Source organism: Gordonia sp. CNJ-863 (assembly GCF_001942325.1).
In the GTDB taxonomy this organism is placed as follows: domain Bacteria; phylum Actinomycetota; class Actinomycetes; order Mycobacteriales; family Mycobacteriaceae; genus Gordonia; species Gordonia alkanivorans.
The window spans coordinates 32110-47464 of the sequence record NZ_MKKG01000044.1 but is presented as its reverse complement, the minus strand read 5'-3'; the positions used below and the strand labels follow the sequence as shown (position 1 = coordinate 47464).

Genomic DNA, 15355 nt, shown 5'->3' with positions numbered 1-15355 from the left:
GCGATCGGGTAACTGATTCGTTGCGGATCCGCGACGACTCTGACAACATCTGTCCTCAGATCGAGGGTGGAGGAACATGTTCAAGATGAGACGGCTGACGACGATCGTCACCGCTGCGGTGGCATGCACGATGACAGCGACGTTGGGTCTGACCGGGGTGGGTTCGGCCGAGGCCGCGCCGTCGAAGAAACACCCCGTGTCCTGGGACTTCCGGTCCGCGATCCCCAACGTGCTCAACCAGACGTTGGACGCGAACTGGTCCCCGCCGGGCGCCAACGACCCGTCGTGCAAGCTGACCGAGGACCGCCCCAACCCGGTGATCCTGCTGAACGCCACCGCCACCACCCAGTGGGCCTACAGTGCCGGCGCCCCGTACCTCGCCAACCGCGGGTACTGCGTCTACACGTTCAACTACGGCAACATCACGCCGCTGCCGAGCTTCCCCATCCAGGGTCTCGCCGACATCGAGCGGTCAGCCCGCGAGGTCTCGCGCAACATCGACCGGATCATGCGCAGCACCGGGGCGAAGAAGGTCGATCTGGTCGGTTGGTCGCAGGGCGGTGGCCTGTTGCCGCACTACTACATCGACTTCCTCGGCGGCGACAAGAAGGTCGACAAGGTCATCGGCATCGCGCCCGGTAACCACGGTTCGACGGGCGACATGCTCACCTACGTACGGTATTTCATCCCGCCGTTCGGACCCGTCGGCTACGACATCTTCAAGGCACTGTTCCCCGCCTTCGCACAGCAGGCACAGTATTCGGACCTCGTTCGCAAGGTCTACGGCAACGGTGACACCAAGCCGGGACCCCACTACACGACGATCGTCACCAAGTACGACGAGATCGCGACCCCGTTCACCAACGGCTTCCTCGAGGGTGACAACGTCACGAACATTCTTCTGCAGCAGGACTGTCCGGTAGATCTCTCCGAGCACCTGTCGATCAACTTCAGCGAGCGCACCTGGCGTCACGTGAAGAATGCGTTGACGCCCGCCGAGGCAACGCGCGTACCCTGTTTCCAGGTCGACCCGTTCTATCCGGGAATGAGCGAAGGCAGATGACAGCAGAACCCGAGGCGTCCATCGACAACTCCGAGATCACTCCCCTCGGACCGGATTCGGTGGCCTGGACGGTCTTCGGCGACCTGACCTTCGTCCTGGGTGCGCCCCGTCGGCTCCTCATCGACGTCGCCCACCCCGTGGTGGCGACCGGCGTGCGCGAGTTCTCGGTCTTCGAGACCGACCCGTACGGACGTGCCGAACGCACACTCGACATGATCATGGGCGTCGTCTACGGCCGCGACGACGCACTCGCCATGGCGCGCCGGCTGCGCGAACGCCACCGCGACATCAAGGGCCGGAATCCCGACGGCTCCCGCTGGAGCTCATTGAATCCCGAAGCGTTCCACTGGGTTCACGCGAGCCTCGTGCACGGGATCTACACCCAGCAGAAGGAACTCGGACGAGGGTGGAAGCCCGGCGAGGTCGAGCAGTTCTACCTCGAGATGCGCCGGGTCGGGCTCATGTACGGCGTGCGCGAGCAGGACATGCCGGAGAACTGGGAGGCATTCTGCGCCTGGTTCGACGAGATGACCCGCACCCGACTCGAGCGTTCCGACATGACCGATCGCGTCTTCGGTGTGGTGACGTCGCCGAAACCGCCGCCGCACATCCCGGTCCTACGGCACGCGCTCGTCTGGAACACGACGGTCCGTCCCGTGGCCGGTCTCGTCCTGGCCACCGTCACCGCCGGTCTGCTCACACCGGAGCTCCGCGAGCTGCTCGGCATCGACTGGGGTGCCGGACGCCGCCTTCTCTTCCGCCTGATCTCGCTGCAGTCGCGGCTGATCATCCCGCGGTTGCCCAGGGCCATCCGCATGGTGCCGCACGCCCGCGCGGCGTACCGCTAGACGATCGCCTGTGTCCCCGCACGCCGAGACGTGCGGGGACACAGTGGTCTCGGTGATCAGAAGGCGCGCAGGTTCTCCCGGAGGGTCGATCCGGTGTACTCCTCACGGATGAGTCCGCGGCGACGCAGTTCCGGTGCCAGGCCGTCGGAGATCATCGCCATGTTCATGCGCGTGGTGGGCAGATAGAAGAGGAAGCCGTCTCCACCCGCCTCTTCCATGATCTCGCCCATCTTGTCCGCGATGGTCGACGGTGAACCGATGAGTCCCATGTCCTTGACCTGGAAGCTGCTCGCGACGACCTCGCGCAGGGTCTCGTCCTCGCGGCCGCCGAACAGTCCGGCGATCGAGGTGTACTCGCCGTTCTGCTTGGACAGATCGATGTCGCCGACCCTGGTGTCGGGATCGATGGCACCGAAGTCGATACGACCACCCGAGGTGTAGGACATGTTCCACAGGTTGTACTCGATGGCCTTGTCCGTCTTGCGGAACGCTTGCGCCGCTTCGTAGGCGGCCTGGGCCTCGGCGTCGGTGGCCGCGATCGTCGGGGTCGCGATGAAGAGGACCTTGATGTGGTCGGGGTTGCGTCCGGCGGCGGCCGCGCGGGCACGGATGTCCTCGCGGTAGGCCTTGGCGTCTGCGGCGTCCTTGACGATGGCGATCTGGGTGTCGTCGTAGTTGGCGGCGAGCACACGACCCGGCTCCGAGCTACCGGCCGAGCACACCGGCACCTCACGCTGCGGACCCGGGATGGTGTTCAGCGGGCCGCGGCACTTGAAGAACTTGCCCACGAACTCGATCGGGTTGACCTTGGTGTGGTCGGCATAGACGCCGGCGTAGGGATCGGCGATGACGGCGCCCTCCTCCCACGAGTTCTGCAGCGCCTTGACGACGTCGATCCACTCCATCGCCATCTCGTAGCGCTCGTCGTGTTCGAGATGTCGTTCGTAGCCGAAGTTCTGGGCAACCCGGTCGGTGACGCTGGTGACCACGTTCATGCCCACACGACCCTCGGTCAGGTGGTCCAGGGTGGTGAAGGCGCGTGCGGCGAGGAACGGCGGGTACTGGATGGTCGAGACGGTCGGGATGATGCCGATGTGCTTGGTGGCCTGCGTCATCAGCGGGACCAGCGGCAGCGGATCGTTCTTGGGGGCCATGAAGCCACGACGCAGCGAAGTCTCCGCGGAGTTGTTGTAGGAGTCCTCGACCATCGAGGTGTCCTCGATGAGGATGTAGTCGAAGCCGGCACGCTCGAGGCTCTTGGCCATGTCGACGTGGATGTCGGGCTTCATCCAGTCCAGGTGGTTGGTGCCGGTCCACGGACCGTCACCGTTCGTCGGGCTCCAGGGGTGAATGCCGAAGCCGTCTCCGAGGAACCAACCCATGTGGAACATTGCGATCTCCTGTCGTGAGAAATGATTGTGAGATGTGTTGCCACCGACCGGGATGGCCGGCGAGTCGTGGGGTCAGGCCGCCGCTTCCATGGCCTGGTATGCGCCGACCAGCGTCTGCGTGTAGTCGTTCGACGGCGCCTGCAGGATCGACATCGTCTCGCCCGATTCGACGACCTTGCCGCGGTTCATCACGAGCAGGTCGTCGGTGATGAAGGCGGTGGCCGGCAGGCCGTGCGAGATGAAGACCAGCCCGAGCGAGTGCGTCTGCACGTAGTCCTTGAGGAGATTGAGGACCACGGCCTGTGCCGACACGTCGAGTGCACTCACCGCCTCGTCGCAGACCAGGATGTCCGGTCCGACGACGAGAGCACGCGCGATCGAAAGACGTTGCCGCTGGCCGCCGGAAAGCTGGTGCGGATACCGCTCCACGAGTTCGGGTGCGATGCCGAGTTCGGCGACGATGGCGTCCACGGCGGCGTCGGCCGCCTTCTCGTCGAGCCCGCCGAGGATCTGCGCCGGACGTCGGATCGCCTCGCGGATGATCCGCCGCGGATCGAACGTCGTGGTGGTGTCCTGGGCCACGAGCTGCACCTTGCGGCGGTACTCGAGACGGCCGGGACGACGTTCCAGCAGCCGGGACAGGTCGCGGCCGTCGACCAGGACCTGCCCGGAGGTCGGTGCGGTGAGTCCGACGATCATCTTGCCGAGAGTGGACTTTCCCGAACCGCTTTCGCCGACGATTCCGGTGGCGCGGCCGCTCTCCAACTTGGTGGTCACCCCGCCGATGGCGGTCACCTTGCGCCCGTACTGCTTGTGCACGTCGACGACCTCGATGATCGTGCTCATGCTGCGGCCTCCTCTCTCATGACCGTGTCCAGCGTCGGAAGACGTTCCAACTGAGCGGAACTCAGCGTGGGCATGCATTCCAGCAATCCCCGGGTGTACGGGTGGGTCGCGTGGTCCAGGTCCCTGGCGGCGATGGTCTCCACGACGCCGCCGGCCTGCATGACGAGCACCTTGTCGGCGAAACGACGCGCGAGTGCGATGTCGTGGGTGATGAAGACCAGCGATGCCCCGTTCTCGATGGTGAGGCCGGTCATGAGTTCCATGACCGACACCGCCAGGGACGCGTCGAGAGCACTCGTCGGTTCGTCGGCGATGAGCAGTTCCGGCTCGGACGCCAGCGCGATCGCCATCATCACTCGCTGCCGCATGCCGCCGGAGAGCTGACCCGGTACCGACGTCATCACCCGGCGCGGTTCGACGATGCCGACCTGCTCCAGACGGGCCTCGGCGGCCGCGGCACGGCCCTTGCGGGAGCCGTACCTGCTCTTCGGGAGGACCGCCGTGAGCTGACTGCCCACCGACCAGATCGGATCGAGAGAGCTCATCGCGTCCTGGAAGATCATCGAGATCCCCTCACGCCGAGCCGGGATCCTCTGAGCCTTCTCCGCCAGCAACGAACGGCCCGACAGCGACATCCTCGCCGCCGACACCTCGCCAACACCCGGCGGGATGAACCCGCCGAGTGCGTTGGCGATGCTCGACTTCCCCGAGCCAGACTCGCCGACGATCGCGACCCGCTCGCGCCGGCCGATCGTGAACGAGGTCGGGTGGACCTTCTCCACCCCGCCGTAACGGATCGTCAGATCGGTGACCTCGAGGACCGGGGCAGCGGTGCCCGTCACGTCCTCTCCGGCTACCGAGACCTGGTCGGTGAGCGTGGTCATGGCTTGAGCTCCGAGTAGTCGATCACGCTGTCGGTGCGGAAGACGTAGCCCTCGACACCGTTGGCGAATGCGTTGAGCGGCTGCACGTATCCGATGTAGACGGTCGGCATCTGGTCCTGCAGGATGCGTTCGGCTTCGTTCCACTCACCCCATGCGGCCGGGGTCAGCGGCTCGCCGGAGGCGTTGCCGGCCGCGATGGCGTTGTTCAGCGGTGCGTAGTCGAAGTCCGGCCAGTTGATCGGCGATCCCGGGGTGTAGAAGAGGGACAGCACGTACGGCGGGGACTGCACGACCGCGTAGTCACGACCCATCGATGCCTGGAACGTCTTGTTGGCCAGTCCCTCCTGGAAGACCGCCGAGTTCACCTCGTTGAGGGTGACCTCGAATCCCGCTGCGCGGGCCGCGGTCTGGATCTGGACGGCCGACTCCTTGAGATCGGGTACGGCGTTGTTGACGGTCAGCTCGAACTTCACCGGCGTGGTGATCCCCGCGTTGCGCAGGATCTCCAACGACTTCGCCGGGTCGGTGGTGTTGCTCTTCAGGCCGTTGCCGTTGTAGTCCGGGAGCGTGTCGTTGAGGATCGACGAGATCGGACCCAGGCGGCCCTTGTAGACGTCCTTCATGATCGCGTCGTAGGGAACCGCGTACGAGAACGCGCGGCGGACCTCGACGTTGTCGAAGGGCGCCTTGGTGGTGGTCAGCGGGACGTAGACGTAGGCATTGCTGGGCACCGTGAAGATCTGGGCGGCGTTCGCGTCGCGCAGGGCGACCTGGTCGGCCGGACGCAGCTGGGTGGCGACCGATGCGTCACCGCTCTTCACGAGGTTGGAGCGCTGGCCGGCGTCGGCGACGACGCGCTGGACGACACGCTTCACCCCTGGCTCACCGAGGGCGTATCCGGGGTTGGCCTCGTAGACCATCTGCTGGCCGGGGGTGTAGCTGGTCAACTTGTACGCACCGAAGCCGAAGTCCGCGTTGGTCTTCGAGTACTCGACGCCGTACGGGTCGTCCGGGGTGGCGTTCGCGGTGAGCACCTCGGAGTCGTAGATGGCGTACGGGGTGTTCGCCAGCAGCGACAGCAGCGTGAAGCCGTGCGACGGATCGGCGATGGAGATGGTGACGGTGGCGTCGTCGACCTTCTTCACCTGATCGGTCGAGGTGATCACCGGAGCGCTGACGAACGACACGATGCTGGTGTCGACGTCGAACTTGCGCTTGAACGAGAAGATCACGTCGTCGGCGTCGAGGGCGTTGCCCGCTGCACTCTTCGCCTCGGTGTTGAGGTGGAAGGTGTAGGTCTTGCCGTCGGGACTGACCTCATAGCTCTTGGCCAGGACCGGCTCGAACTTGAAGAGCTCCTGGTGCGCCGAGAGGCCGTCGGAACCGGCGACGTACGGGTTGCGGATGAGGGTGGCACCGGTGTTCAGGAAGAACTCCGCGGCCTCGTAGCCGGTTGCGCTGGTCTCGTAGCTGAAGCTCGGGGGCTGGGCCGCGGTCACGATGACCACGCCGCCCTCGGCGGAGTTGTTCGACGACCCGCCACCACACGCGCTGAGTGTCAGTGCGGCGGCGAGGGCGAGCGCGGTTCCGCTCACCAGGGTGGACAGTCGTTTCATGGTTATCGGGGACTCCGTTCTGGGAAGGGTTGAGAGAGCAGCTGTTACACGTCGTGCGGTCAGAAACGTCGGCGACGGGAGATGAAGGTGGTGACTCGGGAGGCCGCCCACACGGAGTAGGCGAGTGCGAGGACCGGGAACAGGGCGGGCCACCAGCGTCCGACCGCTGCGTCCGCCGCTCCGTCGGCGAGCATGTTGCCCCACTCCGCGGTCGGGAGCGGGATGCCGACGCCGAGAAATCCCAGGCCGGCGCAGAAGATGATCCCCATTCCGAAGATCGCCGAGGCGTTCTCGAGGACGGGAGCACACGAGTTCGGGATTACGTGGCGGGTGAGAATGCGGAACTCGGATTCGCCGCTCATCCGCGCCGCGGTCACGAAACCGTCGTTTCGGGTGCGCAGCACCTCGGTGCGCATCAACCTGCCCTGGAAGGGCATGAGTACCAACGCGAGCGCCAGCGCGATGACCACCGAGTTGCGGCCGAAGAAGGAGACGATGACCAGCCCGCCGATCATGACGGGCAGCGCCTGGACCAGATCGATCGTGCGGCCGAGTGTCGCCGCGATCACACCGAGCGGTCCGCCCTTCGAGCCGTACATGCCGGCGATCGATCCGATGGCGATGCCGACGACGGTCGCGAGCAGGGTCACTCCGATCGCGATGGCGATGTCCAACCGGAAGGCGGTGAGAGTCCGGGACAGCACGTCGAATCCGTTGGAGTCGGTGCCGAACCAGTGGGCGCCCGACGGCGCGGTCGAGGGGGTGCCGACCACTTCGGTCGCCGCCTGCGGTGCCAGCATCGGCCCGAAGACCGCGAGGAGTAGCAGGAGGGCGAACGGGATGAGAGCCGCGTAGTCACGAAGCCCGGACGTCTTCCTGGCACTCGTTGGTGCACCGGACATTTCCGTCGTTGTGGAGAGCGGTGCCATGGCCATGTGTCAGACCTCCGGGTTGCGCGAGTCGCGTCGACGGGAATCGAGAAGGCCGGTGGCCACCTCGGTGAGGAAGTAGACGATCAGACACATGCCGGCGATGACGATCAGGAAGGACCGGAGGGCGAACACGTCCGACGAGCGGACCGCGTCGACCGCGTACTGACCCAGGCCACCGAGACCGAAGAGCGATTCCAGGACCACCGCACCGCCGAGGAGGAGGCCGAAGATCATGCCGAGCATCGCTACCGCCGACGGCAGCGCCCGGCGGTAGATGCTCAGGACGACCACTCGTCGTGGAGCACCGGAGGCGATCCGGAACCGCGTTGCCGGGCTGTCGATCTCGGTGTCGAGCGCAAGAACCAGCGACTTCACGAGGATCGCGGAGTGCGACACGGTCATCACCGCGACCGGCAGGATCAGGTGCGCGATGTAGGAGTTGGCAGCGGCGGTGTCGCCGGCGATGAATGCGTCGAGGACCGGGAATCCGGTCACCTCGGTCGGCGGCATGAGGATCGGGTCGAGTCGTCCGGACGGCGCCGGAACCCAGGCCAGCGTCGCGAAGAACACGAACAGGAACAGGATACCGACGACGTACTCGGGGATCGCTCCCGCCGAACTCGCGTACGAGCGAAGCACTTTGGAGAACCGGTTGGTCGGCCGGGTCACGACCAGGTAGGACATCGGCAGGCTGACCAGACAGGCGAAGAACAGGCCGGCGCCGATGAGCTCGAGGGTCGCGGGGACCCGGGTGGCCATGTCCTCGGCGACCGGGCGGCCGGTGGCGATCGAGTTGCCGAGGTCCAGGCTGATCAGCGAGGTCAGATATGTCCAGTACTGGGTCGACAGAGATCCGTTGAGCCCGTATGACTCCCGCGCCTGTTCGAGTGCGGCGCCGGACAGGCGGCCACCCGAGGCGGAGACCAGCGGGTCACCCGGGATCAGCTGGACGAGGAAGAAGGCGACGACGACGAAGATCAGGAGGTTGACGATGCCGCGGCCGGCCGCACGTCCGATCCACGCCCACTCGGAAAGTCGTGACAGGACCACCCTGACGGCGGACCCCTTCGTCCCGGCACCACCGCCACCGGCGGTCGTCGTCGCATGTCGTGCATCGACTGCGCCCGGGCCGGCAATGCCTGGCTCGACACTGATATCGACGGTCACTCGATCCCTCCCATCTAGGACTCGATCTGTTGGGTCTCGATCTGTTGGGTGCTGATCCTCTGGCCGATTTGTTTCGAATCCCGCGTCCTGGCGTGACTGGTCAATTGCGCGGGTTCACATTCGTGACCATTGACGCGTAGCCGCAGGTCAAGGGGCCGTTCGGCATCGGCAAGGTCGTTTTCGCGCCGAATGTGACGCACACAACTTGCCCGCGCCGATGCGTGCAAGAGTCCTTAGACTCACAACCCATCGGCAGTTCAGCCCCCGCTGTTGGAAGAAGATCGGAAGTCATCTCCATGACGACACCACCCCCATTCCACCCGCGTTCGCGCGGCGGTTCCGCGCGTGGGCGCCAGGTGTCGTCCCGCCGCGTCCGCGACCTCATACTCGCCTCGATTCGCAACGGCACCATCGACATCGACGCGCAACTGGTCGAGGAAGACCTCATGATCATGTTCAACTCGAGCCGCGGCTCGGTGCGCGCGGCGCTGAGCGAGTTGAGCGAGACGGGTGTCGTGATCCGGCGCCCACGTGTCGGCACGCGGGTGAACCGCCGGGATCTGGGTGTCGCACTCGACGACATCTCCGCAACCGGCGGCGAACTGGTTCACATCCAGGTGACCGATCAGTGCATCGTGCCGGCCTTCCCACTCATCCGCGAGCGCCTGAAGATCGACGACGACGTCGTGCGTCTCGTCGAGAACTCCTTCATCGCCCACGACGAGATCATCGGGATGCGCAGCGCCTACTTCTCCCCGCGGTTCAATGCCGACCCCAATGTCCTTCGGGACAAGCCGATGTCGATGGCACGGACACTCGCCGAGTTCTTCGGGGTCGCACCGGGCGGCGCCTCGGTCTCCATCGGCGCCGAGCGCGCCGACGAACGGACCGCACGCCTGCTCGACGTCCGGCCCGGCGAGACCCTGTTGTCCCGGGAGATCCTCTACACCACCGCCGACGGCACACCGGTGGAGATCGTCTTCGACCGCTTCCGGGCGGATCGGATCCGGTTCGAATCGCAGATCGACAACTCCGACGTCACTTGGTGCCCGGAGCCCGACCAGGTCTCTTCGGCGGAAGAATCCCTGCGCACCAAAGGGATATCGCAGGACCCGCAGCCCGGAGCGATCGGCTCTCCTCGCGCAATCTAGGGGAAATAGTCGGTTGACCAATCGGCAATGTCGCCCGCGCACTCTGCACGAGAACGCATCTCGCGACATTCGAAGGGGAGCATCGTGATCGTTTCCGTTGTGGCAGGCAATCCGAAGCCTGCATCGAGGACACTGACGGCGGCAAGCCTGTTGGCGTCGACCCTGACCGGCAAGGAACCCGACCATGTCGTCGACGTGGTCGACCTGGGTCCAGGCCTGCTCGGCTGGGGAGACACCGCGGTCGCGGAAGCCGTGGAGACCGTTGCGGGCAGCGACCTCGTCGTCTTCGCCTCGCCGACCTTCAAGGCCACCTACGCGGGGCTGTTGAAGCTCTTCCTCGATCAGTTCTCGACGAGTGACGGCCTCCAGGGCGTCACCGCCATCCCGCTGATGCTGGGTGCCGGACCCGCTCATTACCTGGCGCCCGACCTGCTTCTCAAGCCGGTGCTCGTCGAGCTGGGCGCGACCGTCCCGGCCGCCGGTCTCTACGTCGTCGACAAGCTCTACGACGACACCGAGGCATTCCAGCCCTGGTTCGACCGCTGGGGTTCGGTCGTGCTCGCCTCGACGAAGGCAACGGTCCCGGCCGGTGACCGATGACCACGTCCGTCACCCCCACCACCGACCTGGACAGCACCGAACTGCGAAAGGCGTTCGGCGCCTTCCCGACCGGCGTCGTCGCGTTCGCCGGGATGTCCGGTGCCGAACCGGCCGTCATCGTCGCCTCCTCCTTCGCCGTCGGCGTCTCCCAGGAACCACCCCTGGTGATGTTCGCCGTGCAGCAGAGCTCGACCACCTGGCCGATCCTGCGCGAGCTGCCCAGTCTCGGCGTCTCGGTGCTGGGCGAGAGCCACACCGACCAGATTCGCCAGCTGTCCGCCAAGGACAAGAACCAGCGTTTTGCCGGTGTCGAGACAACCGTGTTGTCCAGCGGGGCAATGCTCCTCGCTGACGCCCCGGTGCACTTCGAGTGCGCCATCGAGAGTTCGCACACGGCCGGCGACCACGAGATCGTCGTGCTGCGGGTGACCGGGCTGGCCAACGATCACTCGAAAAAACCGATCGTCTTCCACCGCTCGGCATTCGCGCGGCTCAGCGCCTGAGTCGACCCGCTCGTCGATTCGTGGCGTCGGACGTCGGCGATCCGTGTGTACCCTGTTGGGGCATTCCTCGACGAAGGACATCACGATGACCAGCCGTGTGACACCTGAAGCAGAGAACGCCATCATCGAGATCGCCGGCCGGTACGGCCTGTCTCGCGACGCCGTTCTGGCGATGCTTCTGGCGGTGAACGCCGGCGGTGGCACCATGGCCCAGTTCAACATCCCCGAACTCGGCGGCTCCGGTCAGTGGATGCGCGGCGGCATGACGATGGTCGGCGACATGTTCGACAACTCCCTCAAGTCCCGGGTCGATTCGCTGTGCAACGAACTCGCCGACGTCCTGACGACCACGTCGATCTTCCCGGCCGCGCCGGGGCAGCAGCCGGGCGCCGGTTTCGTCACCGCGGGGTCCTGGTGGCCGGCGGACCTCGGTGTGCCCAGCTCCACCGGGGGCCAGAACGACGTCCGGTACGCCGTGTTCCCGGCAACACGTCGCCTGGTCATCCAGGTCGCCGGGGTCACGCGGATCTTCGACACTGCGGATCACCGGATCGGGGGCGTCCAGCAGCAGCAGGGCTCCGGATACGGCTCGGTGAGCTTCTCCAGCCAGTACGGCACCTTCGACGTGTCGAGCCTCGTCGAGCTCGGACCGCAACGGGACGCCGGGACCCCGGTGGCGGCACCTGCACCCTCGTCGGACGCACCCGCGCAGCCGCCGGTGCCCGCCGCCACTCCGGAACCGGCGGCACCTGCACAGAATTCGTCCGCCATCGTCGCGGCGATCGAGTCGCTGGCCGACCTCCACCAGCGCGGGATCCTGACCGACGAGGAATTCTCGTCGAAGAAGGCAGAACTGCTCAGCCGTCTCTGACCCGAGGACCTGACCGGCGCCGTCCGATCAGCCCACGGTCGTGAGTGTCGTGGTCAGTGCGGATTCCAGTGCCGTGCAGAACCAGTCCACGTCCGGGTCGGAGAAGACGAGCGGCGGGCGGATCTTGAGAACGTTGCCGTGCTCGCCACAAACCGAGATGAGGACGTGGGCGTCCCGCATGGCCTCGACGATCGCGCGGGCGCGCCGCCGGTCGGGAGCACCGTCGTCGGTCACGATCTCCACCCCGATGTACAGGCCGGTGCCCCGGATGTCGTCGACGCCGGCGTGTTCGGCCGCGACGCCGGCGATCTCCTCCCGGAGGCGGCCGCCGATCCGGAGCGCGTGAGCAGGCAGGTCCTCGCTCTCGATGACGTCCAGCACCGCGGCCGCCGCCGCCATCGACACCGGGTTGCCCCCGAAAGTGTTGAAGTAGGGCTGTGTCAACGCGAATCGCTCGAGGACCTCGGACCGAACGGCCATCGCCGACACCGGCAGGCCGTTGCCCATGGGTTTGCCCATCGTGACGATGTCGGGCCGCACTCCGTGCCGGTCGAACCCCCACATGGCCTCACCGGTTCGGCCGAAGCCGGGCTGCACCTCGTCGGCGATGAACACCGCACCGTGTTCACGCACGGCCGCGACCGCGGGAGCGAGGACGTCGGGCGCGGCGAAGATGCCGTCCGACGAGAAGATCGTGTCGACGATGAGACAGCTGAGCCCGAAGCCCGCGGCCTGTAGATCGTCGGCGGCTCGGCGCACGTGATCGGCGAACGCCTCTGCCGCCGAACCGGTCCCACGCCGGTCGGGTGGCGGCACCGTGCGGACGTGGGGACCGAGCACCGCCGGCCCTCCGTTCGACGGCGAGATCGCCGTCACCGCCTGGGTATTGCCGTGGTATGCCTCGGTGGTGACGACGACCCCGGTCGTCCCGGTGTGCATCGACGCGACCCGCAGCGCCAGGTCGTTGGCCTCGGAGCCGGTGCACGCGTACATCACCTGGTCGATGCCCGGTCCGAGCGTGTCCAGCAGGCGGTCGGAGTAGTCGACGATCCCGTCGTGGAGATAGCGGGTGTGGGTGTTGATCGAGGTCATCTGCCGCATCACGGCGTCGACGACGTGCGGATGACAGTGTCCGACGCTCGCCACGTTGTTGTAGGCGTCGAGGTAGCGGTCCCCGTCGGCGTCGAAGAGGTGACTCCCCTCGCCGCGCACGAGGTGAACGGGCTTGCGGTAGAACAACCGGTACGCCGGCCCGAGCATCCGTTCACGGGCCTCGATGAGTCCGTCCCCGTGCCGCCCCACCGAACCACCGGTGTAGCTGTTGGAATCCATGATGTTGGAGAAGCTCACGTGGGGTCTTTCTTGGAGTAGTGGTGATCGGGATCGATCCGCCGAACGTTCTGGTCTGCTCGATGGGGACCACATCCGGGTACGCCCAGGCACAGTGGTCCGGGACCGGCTCGGCGTCATCCTCACTTCTACGCCGTATTGCGTTGGTGGGCAACGTATCGACGAGCCGTCGGCGCCCGGTTGTTTCCACCGCGTTTCCGCCGACCCGCGATCGCTACGGCCACGTTAAACATCGCCTTTTGGTCTGCTCTCGTTCGGATTCCGGGTGACACTGTTCCGGTGCCCGGACTACCCGCAGACCATCACGCCTTCGCGGAGAAGGCGTTGCGCCACTACGGCTTCGCCCCGTCCGCGACGCTCCGCTTGCTGAGTCTGTCGGAGAACGCCACCTACCTCGCCGAAGACCCCGCCCGTCGACTCGTTCTGCGCGTGCACCGTCCCGGGTATCACTCCATCGAGGCGATCCGCTCCGAACTGAGGTGGATGACCGCCCTGGGGGCGGAGAGCCCCGTGTCCACCCCCACACCGGTCGCCGCCGCCGACGGTGCCGAAGTCGTCGATGTGACCGTGGACGGCCGGACCCTTCTGGTGGACGCCGTCACGGTGGTGCCGGGGTGCACCGCCGAAGAATCGCCTGGCGTCGTCGATTTCGCGACGATCGGCGCGATCACCGCGCACCTGCACGAGCACGCCTCCAGGTGGCCGGCGCCCGCGGACTTCGTCCGGTTCACCTGGGACGTCGAGACCATCCTCGGTCCGGACGCGCGGTGGGGGCAGTGGCGAGTGGCGCCCGGGCTGTCCCCCGAAGACTGCGCGGACATCGACCGTGCCGTCCGGGTCATCACCGAACGGCTCACCCAGTTCGGCAGCGGGCCCGATCGGTTCGGACTCGTCCACGCCGACCTGCGGCTGGCCAACCTGATGGTCGATCCGCAAGCGGACCTCCCGGCGATCACCGTCATCGACTTCGACGACTGCGGATGGTCCTGGCACCTCGCCGATCTCGGGTCCGCCGTCTCGTGGGTCGAACACGAGCCCGGGACCGAGGACCTCATCGACGACTGGCTCCGCGGGTACACCGCGGTCCGACCGCTGCCGGACGCTCATCTCGCGATGATCCCGACCTTCGTGCTGCTCCGCCGCATCCACCTGACCGCGTGGGTGGCGTCCCACGCCGACGCCGACGCGGCTCTGGGCATCGCCGACGGCTTCGTCTCCGGCACCGCAGCTCTCGCCCGCAGGTACCTCGACGACCGGTCGTGGTTGCGACGGGTCGCCACCCGGACATCCGCGGCCTGACACCTCCGGTCACCGCCCCACCACGCACATCAGAGGAGCACCATGACCATGTTCAGCCAGGCCGGCCGATCGGTGATCGTCACCGGCGGCACCAAGGGAATCGGACGCGGCATCGCCCGGGTGTTCGCGCGGGCCGGCGCGGACGTCGCGATCGCGGCACGGTCGGCCGCCGAGATCGATTCAGCGGTAGCCGAACTCGACGGTCTGGGAGACGGCAAGGTCGTCGGGGTCATCACCGACGTCAGCGACCGGTCGTCGTGCGACGAGATGGCCCGGACCGTGCTGGAGACCGTCGGGTCGATCGACGTCGTCTGCGCGAACGCCGGCATCTTCCCCGAGGCGTCGCTCGCGACGATGACCGACGGGGACCTGAGCCAGGTTCTCGACGTGAACGTGAAGGGCACGGTGTTCACCGTGCAGGCCTGCCTGTCCGCACTCGCCGAATCGGGTAGCGGCCGGGTCATCATCACCTCGTCGATCACCGGCCCGATCACCGGCTTCCCCAACTGGTCGCACTACGGCGCGTCGAAGGCCGCCCAGCTGGGCTTCATGCGCACGGCCGCAATCGAACTCGCCGGCCAGGGGATCACCGTCAACGCGATCATGCCCGGAAACGTCCTGACCGAGGGGCTCGTCGAGATGGGTGAGGACTACATCGCGGGCATGACCCGCGCCATCCCGATGAAAGCCCTGGGAACCCCCGAGGACATCGGCCACCTCGCCGCGTTCCTCGCCACCCGCGAGGCCGGTTACATCACCGGGCAGGCGATCGCGGTCGACGGCGGCCAGGTGCTGCCCGAGTCACCGGACGCGATCCCGGCCTGACGGACGCGA

The 15355-nt window shown here is 66.6% G+C and carries 15 protein-coding genes; 8 read left to right on the top strand and 7 right to left on the bottom strand.

Going from position 1 to position 15355, the window contains the following annotated elements:
- Positions 1–76: 76 nt before the first annotated feature.
- Positions 77–1063 carry a triacylglycerol lipase gene (locus BJF87_RS18590; RefSeq protein WP_035753653.1) on the top strand — a complete coding sequence of 329 codons (987 nt, stop codon included), beginning with the start codon at positions 77–79 and terminating at the stop codon, positions 1061–1063.
- Positions 1060–1911 (top strand): oxygenase MpaB family protein, encoded by an 852-nt coding sequence (locus tag BJF87_RS18585; protein ID WP_006359612.1) that lies wholly within the window; start codon positions 1060–1062, stop codon positions 1909–1911. Before BJF87_RS18590 ends, BJF87_RS18585 begins: the two co-directional genes overlap by 4 nt.
- A 56-nt stretch (positions 1912–1967) precedes the next feature.
- Here BJF87_RS18585 and BJF87_RS18580 read toward each other — a convergent pair whose 3' ends face one another.
- The 6 genes from BJF87_RS18580 to BJF87_RS18555 form a co-directional block, all read right to left on the bottom strand.
- A complete protein-coding gene (locus tag BJF87_RS18580) occupies positions 1968–3302 on the bottom strand; it encodes an NtaA/DmoA family FMN-dependent monooxygenase (RefSeq protein ID WP_006359611.1) in 1335 nt (444 codons plus the stop codon).
- A gap of 72 nt (positions 3303–3374) precedes the next feature.
- Positions 3375–4148, bottom strand: a complete 774-nt coding sequence (locus BJF87_RS18575; protein WP_006359610.1) for an ABC transporter ATP-binding protein — start codon at positions 4146–4148, stop codon at positions 3375–3377.
- The gene (locus BJF87_RS18570; protein ID WP_042375993.1) at positions 4145–5032 is read right to left on the bottom strand and encodes an ABC transporter ATP-binding protein; all 888 of its coding nucleotides are present in this window, start codon (positions 5030–5032) and stop codon (positions 4145–4147) included. Before BJF87_RS18570 ends, BJF87_RS18575 begins: the two co-directional genes overlap by 4 nt.
- Positions 5029–6648, bottom strand: a complete 1620-nt coding sequence (locus tag BJF87_RS18565; protein WP_006359608.1) for an ABC transporter substrate-binding protein — start codon at positions 6646–6648, stop codon at positions 5029–5031. Before BJF87_RS18565 ends, BJF87_RS18570 begins: the two co-directional genes overlap by 4 nt.
- A 59-nt stretch (positions 6649–6707) precedes the next feature.
- A complete protein-coding gene (locus BJF87_RS18560; RefSeq protein ID WP_006359607.1) occupies positions 6708–7583 on the bottom strand; it encodes an ABC transporter permease in 876 nt (291 codons plus the stop codon).
- A gap of 3 nt (positions 7584–7586) precedes the next feature.
- Positions 7587–8747 carry an ABC transporter permease gene (locus tag BJF87_RS18555; protein WP_040004230.1) on the bottom strand — a complete coding sequence of 387 codons (1161 nt, stop codon included), beginning with the start codon at positions 8745–8747 and terminating at the stop codon, positions 7587–7589.
- A gap of 296 nt (positions 8748–9043) precedes the next feature.
- Here BJF87_RS18555 and BJF87_RS18550 point away from each other — a divergent pair, with 296 nt between their 5' ends.
- The 4 genes from BJF87_RS18550 (at position 9044) to BJF87_RS18535 (ending at position 11872) form a co-directional block, all read left to right on the top strand.
- On the top strand, positions 9044–9898 hold the full coding sequence (locus tag BJF87_RS18550) for a GntR family transcriptional regulator (RefSeq protein WP_075863719.1): 855 nt from the start codon (positions 9044–9046) through the stop codon (positions 9896–9898).
- 84 nt (positions 9899–9982) lie between these two features.
- Complete coding sequence (locus tag BJF87_RS18545; RefSeq protein ID WP_075863770.1) at positions 9983–10498, top strand: NADPH-dependent FMN reductase; 516 nt, start codon at positions 9983–9985, stop codon at positions 10496–10498.
- Complete coding sequence (locus BJF87_RS18540; RefSeq protein WP_075863718.1) at positions 10495–11001, top strand: flavin reductase family protein; 507 nt, start codon at positions 10495–10497, stop codon at positions 10999–11001. Before BJF87_RS18545 ends, BJF87_RS18540 begins: the two co-directional genes overlap by 4 nt.
- Positions 11002–11086: 85 nt before the next feature.
- A complete protein-coding gene (locus tag BJF87_RS18535; RefSeq protein WP_075863769.1) occupies positions 11087–11872 on the top strand; it encodes an SHOCT domain-containing protein in 786 nt (261 codons plus the stop codon).
- A 27-nt stretch (positions 11873–11899) separates the two neighbouring features.
- Here the strand turns inward: BJF87_RS18535 and BJF87_RS18530 are convergent, their stop codons facing one another.
- Positions 11900–13222, bottom strand: coding sequence for an aspartate aminotransferase family protein (locus BJF87_RS18530; protein ID WP_075863717.1), 1323 nt, complete (start codon positions 13220–13222; stop codon positions 11900–11902).
- Between the two features lie 279 nt (positions 13223–13501).
- Here BJF87_RS18530 and BJF87_RS18525 point away from each other — a divergent pair, with 279 nt between their 5' ends.
- Positions 13502–14521 carry a phosphotransferase enzyme family protein gene (locus tag BJF87_RS18525; RefSeq protein ID WP_075863716.1) on the top strand — a complete coding sequence of 340 codons (1020 nt, stop codon included), beginning with the start codon at positions 13502–13504 and terminating at the stop codon, positions 14519–14521.
- Between the two features lie 48 nt (positions 14522–14569).
- Positions 14570–15346 carry a 3-oxoacyl-ACP reductase FabG gene (gene fabG, locus BJF87_RS18520; RefSeq protein WP_075863768.1) on the top strand — a complete coding sequence of 259 codons (777 nt, stop codon included), beginning with the start codon at positions 14570–14572 and terminating at the stop codon, positions 15344–15346.
- The last annotated feature ends 9 nt before the right edge of the window (positions 15347–15355 follow it).

Bases quoted from the DNA above. Each gene is read 5' to 3' on its own strand.
- BJF87_RS18590 (WP_035753653.1), top strand. From the start codon at position 77: ATGTTCAAGATGAGACGGCTGACGACGATCGTCACCGCTGCGGTGGCA.
- BJF87_RS18585 (WP_006359612.1), top strand. From the start codon at position 1,060: ATGACAGCAGAACCCGAGGCGTCCATCGACAACTCCGAGATCACTCCC.
- BJF87_RS18580 (WP_006359611.1), bottom strand. From the start codon at position 3,302: ATGTTCCACATGGGTTGGTTCCTCGGAGACGGCTTCGGCATTCACCCC.
- BJF87_RS18575 (WP_006359610.1), bottom strand. From the start codon at position 4,148: ATGAGCACGATCATCGAGGTCGTCGACGTGCACAAGCAGTACGGGCGC.
- BJF87_RS18570 (WP_042375993.1), bottom strand. From the start codon at position 5,032: ATGACCACGCTCACCGACCAGGTCTCGGTAGCCGGAGAGGACGTGACG.
- BJF87_RS18565 (WP_006359608.1), bottom strand. From the start codon at position 6,648: ATGAAACGACTGTCCACCCTGGTGAGCGGAACCGCGCTCGCCCTCGCC.
- BJF87_RS18560 (WP_006359607.1), bottom strand. From the start codon at position 7,583: ATGGCCATGGCACCGCTCTCCACAACGACGGAAATGTCCGGTGCACCA.
- BJF87_RS18550 (WP_075863719.1), top strand. From the start codon at position 9,044: ATGACGACACCACCCCCATTCCACCCGCGTTCGCGCGGCGGTTCCGCG.
- BJF87_RS18540 (WP_075863718.1), top strand. From the start codon at position 10,495: ATGACCACGTCCGTCACCCCCACCACCGACCTGGACAGCACCGAACTG.
- BJF87_RS18535 (WP_075863769.1), top strand. From the start codon at position 11,087: ATGACCAGCCGTGTGACACCTGAAGCAGAGAACGCCATCATCGAGATC.
- fabG (WP_075863768.1), top strand. From the start codon at position 14,570: ATGTTCAGCCAGGCCGGCCGATCGGTGATCGTCACCGGCGGCACCAAG.